Origin of the sequence: Pseudoduganella rhizocola, assembly GCF_045984285.3 — a bacterium.
In the GTDB taxonomy this organism is placed as follows: Bacteria; Pseudomonadota; Gammaproteobacteria; order Burkholderiales; family Burkholderiaceae_D; genus Rugamonas.
Genome location: NZ_JBJQIK030000004.1, coordinates 121,821 through 137,247, shown reverse-complemented (window position 1 = coordinate 137,247; position 15,427 = coordinate 121,821). Strand labels below are relative to the sequence as shown.

Here is a 15,427-nt window from a genome sequence, read left to right as displayed (position 1 = left end):
AAACGCGGCAGGACTTACATATTGCGGCGGTACTGGCCGCCCACCTCGAACAGCGCGGTGGTGATCTGGCCCAGGGAGCAGACGCGCGCAGCGTCCATCAGCTTCGCGAACACGTTCTCGTTGTCGATAGCAGCTTTCTGCAGGGCTGCCAGCGCGGCGGGCGCCACGTCGGCATGGCGCTGGTGGAACTCTTCCAGGCGCTTGAGCTGCGATTGCTTTTCGTCGTCGGTGGAACGCGCCAACTCGATGGTCTGCGGCGCTTCGCTGCCTTTCGGATTGCGGAAGGTGTTGACGCCGATGATAGGCAGCGAGCCGTCGTGCTTGCGGTGTTCGTACAGCAGCGACTCTTCCTGGATCTTGCCGCGCTGGTAGCCGGTTTCCATGGCGCCCAGCACGCCGCCACGTTCCGCGATGCGCTCGAACTCCTGCAGTACGGCTTCTTCCACCAGGTCGGTCAGCTCCTCGATGATGAAGGAGCCCTGGTTCGGATTCTCGTTCTTCGCCAGGCCCCACTCGCGGTTGATGATCAGCTGGATCGCCAGCGCGCGGCGCACCGATTCGTCGGTCGGCGTGGTAATGGCTTCGTCGTAGGCGTTGGTGTGCAGCGAGTTGCAGTTGTCGTAGATGGCGATCAGCGCCTGCAGCGTGGTGCGGATATCGTTGAAGTCGATCTCCTGCGCGTGCAGCGAGCGGCCGGAAGTCTGGATGTGGTACTTCAGCTTCTGGCTGCGGTCGTTCGCGCCGTACTTGTCGCGCATGGTCACGGCCCAGATACGGCGGGCCACGCGGCCCAGTACCGTGTATTCCGGGTCCATGCCGTTCGAGAAGAAGAAGGACAGGTTCGGCGCAAAATCGTCAATGTGCATGCCGCGCGCGAGGTAGGCTTCCACAAAGGTGAAGCCGTTCGACAGCGTGAAGGCCAGCTGCGAGATCGGGTTCGCCCCCGCTTCCGCAATGTGATAGCCGGAGATCGACACCGAGTAGAAATTGCGCACCTGGTGGTGCACGAAGTATTCCTGGATATCGCCCATCACCTTCAGCGAAAACTCGGTCGAGAAGATGCAGGTATTCTGGCCCTGGTCTTCCTTCAGGATGTCCGCCTGCACGGTGCCGCGCACGTTCTGCAGCACCCATGCCTTGATCTTCGCCGCTTCGTCATCGGTGGGCTGGCGGTGGTTCTCGGCCACGAACTTGTCCATCTGCTGGTCGATGGCGGTGTTCATGAACATCGCCAGGATGGTCGGCGCGGGGCCGTTGATGGTCATCGACACCGAAGTGCTTGGGCTGCACAGGTTGAAGCCGTCGTACAGCACCTTCATATCGTCCAGCGTCGCGATGGACACGCCGGAGTTGCCCACCTTGCCGTAGATGTCCGGACGCAGCGCAGGGTCGGCGCCATACAGCGTGACCGAGTCGAATGCGGTGGACAGGCGCTTCGCATCCAGGCCTTCGGACACCAGCTTGAAGCGGCGGTTGGTACGGAATGCGTCGCCTTCGCCCGCAAACATGCGGGTTGGATCTTCGCCCTCCCGCTTGAAGGCAAACACGCCGGCCGTAAACGGGAAGGAGCCCGGCACGTTTTCCAGCATCAGCCAGCGCAGCAGCTCGCCGTGGTCCTCATACTTAGGCAGCGATACCTTGCGGATCTTGGTGCCGGACAGCGTTTCCTGAATCAGGCCGGTGCGGATTTCCTTGTCGCGGATCTTCACCACGTATTCGTCGCCCGCGTAGGCCTCCTGCATGTCCGGCCACATGGCCAGCAGCTTCTTGGCGGCGGTGTCCATCGAATGGTCGCGGTCCACGATCACGTCGTCGAACTCGGAAACATCCTTGCCTGCGGCGGCCATCATGCGCTTCGATTCCAGCAGCTGCTGGCGTTCACGGGCCAGCTTGGCCTGTTTGCGGGTGTTCTTGTGATAGGCGCGGACAGTATCCGAAATCTCCGCCAGGTAGCGGGCGCGCGCAGGCGGCACGATCACATTCTTGCCGCTGCTGAAGCGCACGTTCACGGCCGGCAGCTTGCCCGGCTGCGAACGCAGGCCGAATTCCGCCAGCTTGGGCAACAGGCCTTGGTACAGCGCGGTCACGCCATCGTCGTTGAAGCGCGATGCCTGGGTCCCGAACACCGGCATCGTGTCCGGGCTCTGGCTCCACAGCTCGCGGTTGCGCTGGTATTGCTTGGCGACGTCGCGCAGCGCGTCCTGCGCGCCCTTGCGGTCGAATTTGTTGATCGCGATGAAGTCCGCGAAATCGAGCATATCGATTTTTTCCAGCTGCGATGCGGCGCCGAATTCCGGCGTCATCACATACATGGACACATCCACGTGCGGCACGATGGCGGCGTCGCCCTGGCCGATGCCGGAGGTTTCCACGATCACCAGGTCGAAGCCCGCCACCTTGCAGGCCGCGATCACGTCCGGCAGCGCCTGCGAAATCTCGGACCCCGCCTCGCGGGTGGCCAGCGAACGCATGAACACGCGGGCATTGCCGTTCCACGGATTGATCGCATTCATGCGGATACGGTCGCCCAGCAGCGCGCCGCCGGATTTGCGGCGCGAAGGGTCGATGGAAATCACGGCGATATTCAGTGCATCGCCCTGGTCCAGGCGGATGCGGCGGATCAGTTCATCGGTCAGCGAAGACTTGCCCGCGCCGCCGGTGCCGGTAATACCCAGCGTCGGCACTGCCAGGCCTTCGGCGGCGGCATTCAGTTCCTTGCGCAGTTCATCGGAAGCCTTGCCGTTCTCCAGCGCCGTAATCAGCTGTGCCAGCGGACGATGGCGTGCCGTGATATCGCCTTCGCGCAGCGGGGCCAGCGAAGTTGGCGAATACTGCGACAGGTCGATATCGCACTGCTGCACCATCCACTGGATCATGCCGGCGAGGCCCATGCGCTGGCCGTCTTCGGGCGAAAAGATGCGGGTCACGCCATACTCGTGCAGCTCCTTGATCTCACTCGGCACAATCACGCCGCCGCCGCCGCCGAACACCTTGATATGCGAACCGCCGCGCTGGCGCAGCAGGTCGATCATGTACTTGAAGTATTCAACGTGGCCGCCCTGGTAGCTGGAGATGGCGATGCCCTGCACATCTTCCGCCAGGGCCGCAGTCACCACCTCGTCGACCGAGCGGTTGTGTCCCAGGTGCACCACCTCGGTACCGTTCGACTGCAGGATACGGCGCATGATGTTGATGGAAGCGTCGTGGCCGTCGAACAGCGAGGCCGCCGTCACGAAGCGCACCTTGTTAGCCAGCTTCAGCTCAGGCTCAGCGGCAATTTTCTTGGCGTTGGAGAGATCGTTCATGGGTGTCCTTCCGAGAGGAGCTTTCATTATATGACGTTTACGTTAACGTCAAGTCAAGCGAATGTTGCTTAAAAATTGGGGACAGACCCTAATTAATCCGGGGCTCGGCGCCCCCGTCTGTCCCCATTTAATTAGGCCGCGTGGGCCTGGGGATTGCTGAAAGTGGCGAAAAGGCGGGCTTTTTCGGCGTGGTAGGCTTCAACTGCCGCCTCTTTCACGTGGCCGAAGCCACGGATCTTCTCCGGCAGGTTGGCCAGCGCTACCGCCTGCTCGTGGTTTTCGGCCGTCAGGCGCGCGAGGATGTCGCTCACCAGCTGGCGGTATTCCACGATCAGCGCGCGTTCCATCTTGCGCTCGGCGGTGTGGCCGAAGATGTCCAGCGCCGTGCCGCGCACGCCCTTGAACTTGGCCAGCAGCTTGAAGGCACTCCACATCCACGAACCGTATTCGGCCTTCACCAGGCGGCCTTTCGCGTCTTTCTTCGCGAAGATCGGCGGCGCAAGGTTGAACTTCATCGAGAAGTTGCCTTCGAACTGCTGCGCCATCTGCTCCACGAAGCGGCCGTCGGTGTAAAGGCGGGCGACTTCGTATTCATCCTTGTAGGCCATCAGCTTGGACAGCGACTTGGCAACCGCCATCGTCAGCTTGTTGCCCAGGCCCAGCGCGGTTTCCTTGCTGCGCACCTGCGACACCAGTTCTTCGAACGATGCCGCATAGGCCGCGTTCTGGTAGCCGGTGAGGTGTTCCACGCGCTTCTTGATCACGTTGTCCAGGCTTTGCGGCATCTGCACCACAATCGCCTGAGCCGGCGTGGCCACACGTTCAACGCGCTTCAGGTCCACCGCGGCGCGGCGGCCCCACAGGAAGCTCTTCTTGTTCGATTCCACGGCCACGCCGTTCATCTCGATGGCGCGCAGCAGCGATGCTTCGCTCAGCGGGATGCGGCCTTTTTGCCATGCGTAACCCAGCATGAACAGGTTGGCGGCGATGGAGTCGCCCATCAGCGCCGTGGCCAGCTTGGTGGCGTCCACGAAGTCCACGGCGTTCGCATCGTTACCAACGGATTCCGTAATCAGCGCGCGCACATCTTCTGCCGGATATTCCCAGTCGGCGTTCTGCGCAAAGGTGCCCGGCGGCTGTTCGTGCAGGTTCACCACGGCCATGGTTCGGCCCGGACGCATCTTCGACACCGCATCCGCGGCGCCCGCCGTCAGCATGTCGCAGCCCAGCACCAGGTCGGCCTCGCCGGTGGCGATGCGCTGCGCGCGCAGGTGGGCCGGCGATTTCGCCACTTTCACGTGCGAGGTAACAGAGCCGTTTTTCTGCGACATGCCGGTCATGTCCAGCACGGAAGCACCTTTGCCTTCCAGGTGGGCGGCCATGCCCATCAGCGCGCCGACGGTGATCACACCCGTGCCGCCGATGCCGTTGATCAGGATGTTGTATGGATGCTCGCACGATGGCAGCACCGGCATCGGCAGGTTCCAGTCGTCGGCGGCAGCCGCTTCCTTGCTGGCGCCGGCCTTCGATTTCTTCAGCGTGCCGCCTTCCACCGTCACGAAGCTCGGGCAGAAGCCCTTTACGCAGGAGTAGTCCTTGTTGCAGGAGCTCTGGTCGATGGCGCGCTTGCGGCCGAATTCCGTTTCTTTCGGCAGGATGGACACGCAGTTGGACTGGATGCCGCAGTCGCCGCAGCCTTCGCACACGGCTTCATTGATCACCATGCGCTTGTTCGGATCGGCGAATTCGCCTTTCTTGCGGCGGCGGCGTTTCTCGGCCGCGCAGGTCTGGTCGTAAATCAGCACGGATACGCCGGAGACTTCACGCAGTTCGCGCTGCACGGCGTCCATATCCTTGCGGTCATGCAGCGACACGATCGACGGCAGCGCCGAACGGTCGGTGTAGCGCGACAGGTCTTCCGTCACCAGTGCGATGCGCTTGATGCCTTCCGCAGCCATCTGCTGCGCAATCATCGGCACGGACACAGTGCCGTCCACTGGCTGGCCGCCCGTCATTGCCACAGCATCGTTGTACAGGATCTTGTAGGTGATGTTGACCTTGGCCGCCACCGCAGCGCGGATCGCCAGGTAGCCGGAGTGGAAGTAGGTGCCGTCGCCCAGGTTCTGGAACACGTGCGGCACCTGCGAGAAGGCGGCCTGGCCGATCCACGGTGCGCCTTCGCCGCCCATATGGGTGGTCAGCTTGTTCATCTCAGGGTAGATCGACGTCGCCATCACGTGGCAGCCGATACCGGCCAGCGCGAAGCTGCCGTCCGGCACCTTGGTCGAGGTATTGTGCGGGCAGCCGGAGCAATAGAAGGCCGGGCGGAAGGGCGTGTTGATGGCCTTCTTCAGCACTGCATCCTTCGCATCGAGGAAGGTGAGGCGCGCCTTGATCTGGTCCTGGATATTGGTGTCGGTGATGTATTGCTTCACGCGGCTGGCGATCACGCGCGCCACCTGCGACACGGAGAAGTCGGCCTTCGGCGGCAGCAGCCATTCGCCGCGCGGCGCCACCCACTCGCCCTTGTCGTCGAACTTGCCGATCACGCGCGGGCGCACGTCGTCGCGCCAGTTGTACAGCTGTTCCTTGAGCTGGTATTCCACGAACTGGCGCTTTTCTTCCACCACCAGGATCTCGTCCAGGCCCTGTGCGAACTCGCGCACGCTGTCCGGTTCCAGCGGCCAGGGCATGGCGACCTTGAACAGGCGCAGGCCGACCTTGGCGGCCATCTCTTCGTCGATGCCCAGTTCTTCCAGCGCTTCCAGCACGTCGAGATAGGATTTGCCGCTGGCGATGATGCCCAGCTTCGCGTCCTTCGAATCGATGGTGGTGTGATTCAGCTTGTTCTCGCGCGCATAGGCCAGCGCCGCGTAGATCTTATAGTCCTGCATCAGCGCTTCCTGGTTGCGCGCCTGCTGGCCCAGCGGGATGCTGGACAGGCGTGCATTCAGGCCGCCTTCCGGCATCGCGAAGTCCTTCGGAATCTTCACTTCAACGCGGAACGGGTCGGCATCCACCGATGCGCTGGATTCCACGGTATCGGCCAGCGCCTTGAAGGCCACCGCGCAGCCGGAGAAGCGCGACATGGCCCAGCCATGCACCCCCAGGTCCAGGTATTCCTGCACATTGCAGGGATACAGCACGGGAATCATGCAAGCCGAGAAAATATGGTCCGACTGGTGCGGCAGCGTGGAGGAGTACGCGCCATGGTCGTCGCCCGCCACCAGCAGGATGCCGCCGTTTTTCGCCGTGCCGGCGTGGTTCATGTGCTTGAAGACGTCGCCGCAGCGGTCCACGCCCGGGCCCTTGCCGTACCACATGGCGAACACGCCGTCGTACTTGGCCGGGCCGATCAGGTCCACCTGCTGCGTGCCCCACACGGCAGTTGCCGCCAGGTCCTCGTTCACGCCCGGCACAAACTGGATATGGTTGGCTTCCAGGTGCTTCTGGGTTTTCCACAGCGTTTCATCGAGGCCGCCCAGCGGCGAGCCGCGATAGCCGGAGATGAAGCCGGCGGTGTTCAGGCCCGTTTTCGCGTCACGCAGGCGCTGCATCATCGGCAGGCGCACCAGTGCCTGAATGCCGGAGAGGAAAATTTTGCCGGAGGTGGCGGTGTACTTGTCGTCGAGGCTGACGGAATTGAGCGTGACTGGCTCTGCAGGCGCCGTGGTATCGGGCATGGCTTGTCTCCAAATGGTATTCAGAAGCAGCCCGACTCCCGCCTTGCGCCGGGTAAGCGCTGGCAGGATCGGGCTGGCGTCGCCGCTGTTAGCGGATTTCTTACCAGTTTAGAGCCAAGTTAACGTATACGGAAATACGGATTGGGGATGGGGCTATAAGAAAAAATGATGGCCTAGAACTGGTGCATGATCCCCGCTGCCATGCCACGCTGGCGAGTCTGGCCCAGTTTGGTGTTGCCACCGGTAGCGAAGCCGCCTTCCAGGTGAGTGCGGTCCAGTTCCGCATAGAAAATGGTCCGTTTCGAGAGATCGTAAGTCACGCCGACCATGTACAGGTCCTTGCGCGAGTCGCCCACTGCCGCCGGGCCGGTAGCCTTGGTGTTGTAGGCCTTGTTGCGGTAGACGGCGGCCGTGATGTCGAAACGCTCCGTAATCTGGTAGCTGCCGCCGAACCAGTCCCAGGCCGAGGTGTTGTCGCGCGTGGTGGCGGTGGCCTGCTCCTGCTTCACGTGGCCGATGGCCAGGGTGAGGGCGCCGAAATCGTATGAGGCCCCCAGTGCGTAGTGGTCGAAGTCGCGGTAGTTCTGGTTGGCCGTGGTGCCCACGTTCTGTTCGGACATCGTGTACACCGCGCCCGCCTTCAGGCCGCCGGAGGCGTAGTTCAGGCCCAGCGCCTTGGTGGTGCCGTTATCGCTGCTGCCCGGCTGTTCGCCGAGCGCGTACTCGGCGCGCGCCGTCCAGTTGCCGAAGCGCCCGGTGTACTGGATGTCGTTGTCCTTGCGCGTGCCGGCGGTGGACGAGAGCGTATAAGTCACACTGGGATAGCGGTACTTGAACGGATCGAAAGCGATGATGGTGCGGTAGGCTGCCGTGTAGTTGCGGCCCACATCGATGGCGCCGAATTTGCCGGACACGCCCACGTGCGCTTCGCGCTGGAACAGCACGCCGTTGCTGTTGTTCAGCGCGCCGGTGCCGGAGTCGAAGCCTGCCTCCAGCACGAAGTTCACTTTCATGCCCCCGCCGATATCTTCGCTGCCGCGAAAGCCGAGGCGGTTCGAGCGGAATGTGCCGTTGGAGCTCATGGTGGTAACGCCATTGCCCGCCGGGTCGATATTGCTTTCGTGGCGCAGGCCGCCGTCGAAGGAACCGTAAACCACCACGCCCGATTGGGCATAGGCGTGGCTGGACAGGGCAGCGAGCATCGCTGCTACGAGGGTAGAACGCTTCATTGTATGTCTCCGTTTTATTGTGGTGTGGTGATTCAGTTGGCCGGCTTACGCGGCGGCACGCGTTCGAACAGCGCCTTCGGCTGGTAGTTCAGGTCGAAATGGCAGCCGCCCTGAAACTGCGCTTCGGCGCGGGCGCAGGCCGCATCCACGTCGGCGCGCGAAGGCTTCTTGCCGCTGGCGGTCCACTGCAGCAGGGTATTGAAGACGGCCGCATACTCGGCATCCGACAGCTTGCTGTGATCGTGTTCGCGGGTGAAGGTCTGCAGCAGCCTGCCGGACTGTCCCGCTGCCGCCACCTTGCTGCGATAAACGTCTTCGTATTCCACCAGCGCGGTGGGGTCATCGATGGCGTGCAGGGTGATGACGGGTACCGGCAGCTTGCCGCTCAGGTCCGAATCGTCGGCCAGCTGGGCCAGTGCGGAAGGATCGGCATCGAAGCGCTGCACGCCGCGGTTCAATGCCGCATCGTCGTCGGTGCCGCGATAGGCTACATGGCGGTTGTCGAAAGGATTTTTGCCGCCCACCCGTTTGATCAGGTCACGGAAGGTGAAGGTGGCCCAGGTCAGGTGCGAGAGCAGGGTGCGTTCCGGCACCGGCACCACGGCGAGGATATTGCGCAGCTTGCGCTGCTGTTCCGCGCTGCGCTGTGCTGCGGGCAGTTTCAGGCCGAGGCATTCGTTGGCGCGCGCTTCCAGGTCCTTGCTCTTCAGCTGCGAGTTTTCGGGTAGCCCCATCCACAGCGGATACTGCGGTTCCTCGGGCCTGGGATGATTGTTGCAGTAGTACTGGTAGACGGCGCGCAGGTCGGCGCGGTGCAGGTAGTTCAGGGTGCCGCCCGCCAGCATGCCGTTGGTCAGCACAACGCCGTCGTAGCTGCCGCCATACAGTTCCACTGCCTTGGCGGCGACGTTACCGCCCCAGGACTGGCCATGCAGGATGGTGCGCTCGGGCTTGCCGAAGCGTTCGATGAATATCTTGCGCAGGTTCTCGGTATCTTCCGCCGCCATCTTCACGCCGTAACCGGGACGGCGGTAGGTAGAGCCGGCCCAGGCAAACCCCTGCCTCACGGTGACGGCGAAGCGTTCCAGGTCTTCCACGTTGTTGTCATTGGTGGCCTGCGACAGGCGCGGCCCGCCGTGGGCATGCACAACCAGCATATGGTTCCACTGGCGTGGAATCGCGATCCAGTATTTGGCGCCGTTCGCGTCGCTGCCGCGGTAGCACTGCGCCACCGCTTCCAGCCCGGCAGGGCAGGTGGCCGTTTCATGGGCCCACAGCGGCGTGCCGGCGAGCGCCAGGACCACGCAGGCAGCGCGGTGTATCGAAGTGTGCATCGTCTCCTCCTTTTTTGATGAGCCGATGCTACCGAGGCGCCTCATCAATGTAAAATATCTTGAAAATAGCAGTCCCATACTTAGAATATATCGATAGACGGATGGAGCTGAGACACCTGCGCTACTTCGTTGTGGTGGCGGAAGAAGGCCATTTCACACGCGCCGCGGAACGCCTGCATATGCAGCAGCCGCCCCTGAGCCAGCAGATTCGCGCGCTGGAACAGGAGCTTGGCTTCGAGCTGTTCCGCCGCCATCCCAAAGGCGCCGCGCTGACCGCAGGAGGCGAAGTGTTCCTGCAGGAGGCGCGCGCCATCCTTGCCAACGTGAGCGCCGCTGCGGCCCGGGCCGCGCGTGCCAGCGAAGGAACGGAAGGCCAGCTCTCCGTAGGCTTCACCAGTTCCGCCGCCGCGCATCCGCTGATTCCGCGCGTGATGCGTGCCTACCGCGAAGCCTGGCCCGCAGTGAACGTGGAATTCAGGGAAGGCAATGCGGCTGAACTCACGGAAGCGGTAGCGCGCGAAAAGCTCGATATCGCCTTCCTGCGGCGGCCGGTGAGCCAGCCGCCGGGCCTGCAGTTCCACACCTTGCTGGAAGAAGAACTGCTGCTGGTGCTGCCGGTTGGCCATGCCGCATTGGCAAAGCACAAGGGCAAGGCGCGGCCCAGCATTCCCCTCACGGCCTTGCGCGATGAGCGTTTCATCCTGGTGCGCCGCAACGGCGCGCCGGGCATGTATGCCAACCTGGTGGAAGCCTGCGTGCAGGCGGGCTTTGTGCCGAACGTGGCGATGGAGGTGGACCGCATGCTGACCAATATCAGCCTGGTGGCCGCCGGTGCGGGCGTCTCGGCGGTGCCCGCGTCGATGCAGGGCTTCCATAGCGAAAGCGTGGTGTATTGCAGCATCCGCGATGCTACATCCGCGCTTGGCGCGCCGCTCACGCTCGTGTGCCGCGATGAAGGGCAGACGCCGACCATGAAGCATTTCCTGAAACTGAGCCTGCGCCAGGCGAAGCAGCGCTGAACGCCATGCGCTTTTACCGCCGGCCCTTCCTGCTGCTCACGCTCACGGTGTGCGCCGGACTGGCGTTCGGCCTGGCGGCGCCCGCGGCGGCGATGCAGATGAAGCCCCTGAGTGACGCCTTCGTGCGCCTGCTGGCCTGGCTGATGAATCCTCTCGTTGTGTGCATGCTGCTGTCCGGCGCCGCCAGCATGAGCCGCGGCCATAAACTGGGCCGGGTGGCTGCGGGCGCGCTGCTGTACTTCCTGCTGATGTCTGTGCTGTCGCTGGCGGCCGGATTGCTGGCGGGCGTCGTGATGCAGCCCGGCGCGGGCTTTGACGCCGCACAGGCCAGCGAGGCGGCGGAAGGCGCGCTGGCGCCGGCGCCTGCCGCGCAGGGGCTTTTCGCTTTCCTGCTCGCCGTGCCCGCGCTGCACGTCAACAATCTGTGGTTGCTGCTGGCGGCGGTGCCCGTTGGCCTGCTACTCGGCCGTGCGGGCGGACGCGGCGACCGTGCACTGGCCTGGGTGGAACGTGCGCGCGGCATGCTGTTCTTGGCCGTGGGTGCGCTGCTGCGGCTAGCGCCCGTGGCGGCCTTCGGCGCCATGTCGTACACCGTGGGCCGCTACGGCAGCATGGCCCTGCTGCCGCTGCTGCAGTTCATTGTGGCGATCAATGCCAGCTCGGTGCTGTTCGTGCTGCTGGTGCTGGGCGCCGCGGCACGCTTCGCCGGCATGCCGCTGCTGCGCTTCATCCGCTATATCCGCACCGAGCTCTATCTGGTGTTCTTCACCAGTTCCTCGCTGGCCGCACTGGCGCCCATGTCGGAGAAGCTGGAACGCATGGGATGCCCGCGTCCCGTCAGCAGCGTGGTGCTGCCTTTTTCCTATTCGCTTAACCTGGCGGGAACCAACCTGTATATCGCGCTGGCGCTGCTGTTCCTTGCGCAGGCAGCCCATGTGCGGCTGGGCTGGCAGGAACTGGCGGCCTTGCTGGGCGTTGCGCTGCTGACCAGCAAAGGCGCTGTCGGCATTGCCGGTTCCGGCATCACCACGCTGGCGGCCACGGTAGCCGTGCTGCAGATTGTGCCGGTCGATATGGTGGCGCTGTTGCTCGGCATCGACCGCACCATGAAATGCCGCGCGCTCACCAATGTCATCGGCCACGGTGTGGCCTGCGTGGTGTCGGCCGCGCGGGAAGGGAGCCTGGACCGCTCAGCGATGCAGGCCGTGCTCAGGGAGCCGTAATGGCGTGCGCACCGATCCACTTGCCGCTTTCGCACAGCGAGCCGGCAACCTGCGACACCAGGCGGCTCACCGCATTGGCGGCGTTCGTCAGCGGAATATTCTTCGATGCGCACAGCACCACCGTGCGCGAAATGGCGGGATCGCGGATCGGCAGCGCGCGCATGGCGCCGCGCTCCACCTCGGCCAGCACCGGCGCCACCGGCAGGATGGTGGCGCCCATGTCGGCCAGGATGGCCGACTTGAGGATGGCGATCGAATTGATTTCGATGACGTTCGCCGTGTGCAGCCCGGCGTTGCGCGCCGTGCTCTCGATACGCGGCCGCACGCCATGCTGCAGGCCGGGCAGGATCAGCGTCTTTGCCAGCGCTTCGGCCAGCGTCATGCTGTCCTGCGCCGGGGCGGCGTCGCTGCGGCAGATGAAGCGCAGTTCTTCTTCCGCCAGCGGCGTGGTGGCGAAGCTTGCCAGCTGCCCGTCGTCGAACAGCACGGCCAGGTTGACGCGGCCGGATTTTAGCTGTTCGCCAAGATTGCCGGTCAGTTCTTCGGTGAGCTGCAGCGTAATTTCCGGATAGCGTTCGCGCACGGCTGTCAGCAGCGGCAGCGCCAGCGCGCCGGAGATACTGTGCGGCAGGCCGAGCGTGACCGCACCCGCCGGACGTTCGGCGGACTGCGTGACCGCCGATTTGGCATCGGCCACCTGCTTCAGGATGGCCAGCGCGTGTTCATAGAACACTTTGCCCGCATCCGTGCTGTGCACACCCTGCGCGCTGCGGTGCAGCAGCTGTGTGCCCAGCTCCTCCTCGAGCTGGCGCAACTGCTGCGTGAGCGCAGGCTGCGCCACGTGCAGCACCAGCGCCGCGCGCGACAGGGAGCCGTGGTCGACGATGGCGACGAAATACCGAAGTTGTCGCAATTCCATGTGAAAGTTTGTCTCCCCCGGCCTCAGTTAGTCCTTTTGGGCAACTATTTTTGATATACTCATTCTAGCTCCTCCCGATCCCTTCTCCCCTCACTTCTGGCCGATCATGTTAAAGAAAGTCGATTCGTCCCAGCTCAAGGTGGGCATGTTCATTCATGACCTTAGCTGCGACTGGATGACCCATCCATTCGTCCGCAACCGCTTTTTGCTGACGGAGGAAGAGGAAATCCGCAAGATCATCAAGGCAGGCATTCACGATGTTGTCATCGATGCCAGCAAAGGCCTCGACGTGCAGGATGCGCCCACGCTGGCAGAAGCGCAGCAGGCCACCGAGCGCGAGGTGGAGGAGCTGGCGGCGCAGCCTATCCGCATCGTCAAGACCTCGCTGAGCGAGGAGCTGCAGCGCGCGGCCCAGATCCGCAACCAAGCTTCCGGCGTGGTGCGCAATGTGATGGCCGACGTGCGCCTTGGCAAGGCGGTGGAAATCGGCGCCGTGCAGCCAGTGGTTCAGAACATTACCGAATCCATCCTGCGCAATCCGGGCGCGCTGCTGGGCCTCCTGCGCATCAAGACCAAGGACGACTACACCTTCCTGCATTCGGTAAGCGTGTGCGCGCTGCTGGTGGCCTTCTGCAATTCGCGCGGCATGGACCCCGAAATCACGCGCCAGGCCGGCCTCGGCGGCCTGCTGCACGATACGGGCAAGGCCCTGGTGCCGGACGCCATCCTGAATAAACCCGGCCCGCTGACGGACGAGGAATTCGCCATCATCCGCAAGCATCCGGAAGACGGCTACAACATCCTGCGCCAGTCGCCGGAAGTGCCGCAGATTGCGCTCGACATCACGCGCCACCACCACGAGCGGCGCGACGGCAGCGGCTATCCCGACAAGCAGGCCGGCGACAGCATCAGCGAACTGGCCCAGATGGCGGCCATTGTGGACGTGTACGACGCCATTACGGCGGACCGCTGCTACCACAAGGGCATGTCCGCCGCGGCGGCGTTGCGCAAGATCTACGAGTGGAGCAAATTCCACTTCAATCCGCAGATGGTGCAGGAGTTCATGCGCTGCGTGGGCATCTACCCGGTGGGCACGCTGGTGCTGCTGGAATCGGGCCGCCTGGGCGTGGTGGTGGAGCCGCATGAAACCAACCTGCTGGCGCCGAAAGTGAACGTGTTCTTCCACACCAAGAAGAACCTCTACATCAAGCCGGAAACGGTGGACCTGTCGCGCCCCATGGGGGCGGGCGGCGCGGACAAGATCGTTGGCCACGAAACGCCGGCCAAGTGGAATGTAGACCCGATGCGGTTTATGACGCTGAATTAGAAGAATTCAGCGGTATCGTTCGATTCGACGGTCTGCAGCAGGCCGCCGCTCACCAGTTCATCGTAATGGCAGGACATATTCCTGCCGTGGCTCTTCGCGTAATACAGCGCCTGGTCGGCGCGGCCCAGGATGATCACCGGCGCTTCGAAGGCGCTGATGCTGACGAAGCCCACGCTCACGGTCACTTTGCCCACCTGCGGGAAGTCGTGCTGCTCCACATTCATGCGGAAGCGGTCGATGATCTTCTTCGCGTTCTCCAGCGTGGTGGAACGCAGCAGCACCACGAACTCCTCGCCGCCGAAGCGGAACACGCGGTCCTGGGCGCGGAAGGAAGACTGCAGCAGGTTGGCGATGAGGATCAGCACTTCGTCGCCGTACAGGTGGCCGAACTTGTCGTTCACATGCTTGAAGTGGTCCACGTCCACCACGGCCAGCCACTGCTTCTCTTCTTCGTGGTGATGGCGGCGTTCCGTGTCGCCCGGCGGCAGCGACACCGTGTCGCTTTCGTTGCTGGCGCTGAGCATCTTGGCCAGCTGGTCGTCGAAGGTCTTGCGGTTCAGCAGGCCGGTAAGCGAATCGCGCTCGCTGTAGTCCAGCAGGTTCTGGAAGTTGCGGTACACGCTGACCACGCCGCCGATGATGTGGATGGTGTCGCTGGTGTAGGGCGTGGGATTGACGATCTCCAGGCAGGTGCTGGCCTTGTCGCCGATCCAGATCGGCATCCACAGCGTATGGTTGCCTTGCGCATCCACCGTATCTGCATTCGATTCGTGGCGCACGATGCAGGCCGCCAGTGCCGGGAAGTTGCTGATCGGTTCACCGGGGTTGGAGGGATCGCTCAGGTCCTCCATGCGGGCCGCCGAGCCGGCATTGATCACAGCGCGCGGCCGCACAAAGAGTTGTCCCCGCACGGCGGCGAGCGAGAGCACGCGGGTGCGGCTGGCACACGCGAGTTCCTGCACCGCCGAGATCACGGAGATGTCCAGCATCGTGTGATCGCGGTGGCCGGTCATGTCCACCATGTGTTTCAGTAGGGAATCCATGCTCGATCTCTGAATAATTCAATACTCATTGCAGCAAGCCGCCAGTGTTTCCTTGTATCAAGGCGCGCAGTGACGAGAAGCACGGAGCCTTTCTGAAGGACAGCTGATCAGCATAAAGGCTTTTTGCATTTCAGGCAATTATCCTTTGCGAAATTTCTTTGTAATCTTTGCGATTTTACCGTTCACTTTTCGGCAGCAGCGCCCGCCAGATCAAGCTCAGCTGCTGGGCGGGCCTTGGAGCTCTCCAACTTGGCAGAGAGCCCGTAGTTGTCGCATTTCTGCGTCGCGCCAGATCAAAAGATTCCATGCGGAAAACTTGCGTACCGTCAACTTGCCACGAGGCAT

The 15,427-nt window shown here is 63.2% G+C and carries 9 protein-coding genes; 3 read left to right on the top strand and 6 right to left on the bottom strand.

Annotated features, from left to right (window positions below; all coding sequences use genetic code 11):
* Positions 1-14 precede the first annotated feature (14 nt).
* The 4 genes from icmF to ACJRPG_RS10925 all read right to left on the bottom strand — a co-directional run bounded on the left by icmF (position 15) and on the right by ACJRPG_RS10925 (position 9,551).
* Positions 15-3,305, bottom strand: a complete 3,291-nt coding sequence (icmF, locus tag ACJRPG_RS10940) for a fused isobutyryl-CoA mutase/GTPase IcmF (protein WP_408000111.1) — start codon at positions 3,303-3,305, stop codon at positions 15-17.
* Positions 3,306-3,436: 131 nt separating this feature from the next.
* A complete protein-coding gene (locus tag ACJRPG_RS10935) occupies positions 3,437-6,988 on the bottom strand; it encodes an indolepyruvate ferredoxin oxidoreductase family protein (protein ID WP_408000110.1) in 3,552 nt (1,183 codons plus the stop codon).
* A 173-nt stretch (positions 6,989-7,161) separates the two neighbouring features.
* The gene (locus ACJRPG_RS10930; protein ID WP_408000109.1) at positions 7,162-8,217 is read right to left on the bottom strand and encodes a porin; all 1,056 of its coding nucleotides are present in this window, start codon (positions 8,215-8,217) and stop codon (positions 7,162-7,164) included.
* A gap of 32 nt (positions 8,218-8,249) precedes the next feature.
* Positions 8,250-9,551, bottom strand: coding sequence for a DUF6351 family protein (locus ACJRPG_RS10925; RefSeq protein WP_408000108.1), 1,302 nt, complete (start codon positions 9,549-9,551; stop codon positions 8,250-8,252).
* A gap of 101 nt (positions 9,552-9,652) precedes the next feature.
* Between ACJRPG_RS10925 and ACJRPG_RS10920 the strand changes: the two genes are divergently transcribed.
* On the top strand, positions 9,653-10,570 hold the full coding sequence (locus tag ACJRPG_RS10920; protein ID WP_408000107.1) for a LysR family transcriptional regulator: 918 nt from the start codon (positions 9,653-9,655) through the stop codon (positions 10,568-10,570).
* Positions 10,571-10,575: 5 nt separating this feature from the next.
* On the top strand, positions 10,576-11,793 hold the full coding sequence (locus tag ACJRPG_RS10915; protein WP_408000106.1) for a cation:dicarboxylate symporter family transporter: 1,218 nt from the start codon (positions 10,576-10,578) through the stop codon (positions 11,791-11,793).
* On the opposite strand, the gene ACJRPG_RS10910 is transcribed toward ACJRPG_RS10915, so the two are convergent.
* Complete coding sequence (locus ACJRPG_RS10910; RefSeq protein ID WP_408000105.1) at positions 11,780-12,712, bottom strand: LysR substrate-binding domain-containing protein; 933 nt, start codon at positions 12,710-12,712, stop codon at positions 11,780-11,782. The two genes, ACJRPG_RS10915 and ACJRPG_RS10910, sit on opposite strands and share 14 nt — an antisense overlap.
* A 106-nt stretch (positions 12,713-12,818) precedes the next feature.
* On the opposite strand from ACJRPG_RS10910, the gene ACJRPG_RS10905 reads away from it, so the two are divergent.
* Positions 12,819-14,039, top strand: a complete 1,221-nt coding sequence (locus ACJRPG_RS10905) for an HD-GYP domain-containing protein (protein WP_408000104.1) — start codon at positions 12,819-12,821, stop codon at positions 14,037-14,039.
* Here ACJRPG_RS10905 and ACJRPG_RS10900 read toward each other — a convergent pair.
* Positions 14,036-15,082 (bottom strand): GGDEF domain-containing protein, encoded by a 1,047-nt coding sequence (locus ACJRPG_RS10900; protein WP_408000103.1) that lies wholly within the window; start codon positions 15,080-15,082, stop codon positions 14,036-14,038. The two genes, ACJRPG_RS10905 and ACJRPG_RS10900, sit on opposite strands and share 4 nt — an antisense overlap.
* Between the last annotated feature and the right edge of the window lie 345 nt (positions 15,083-15,427).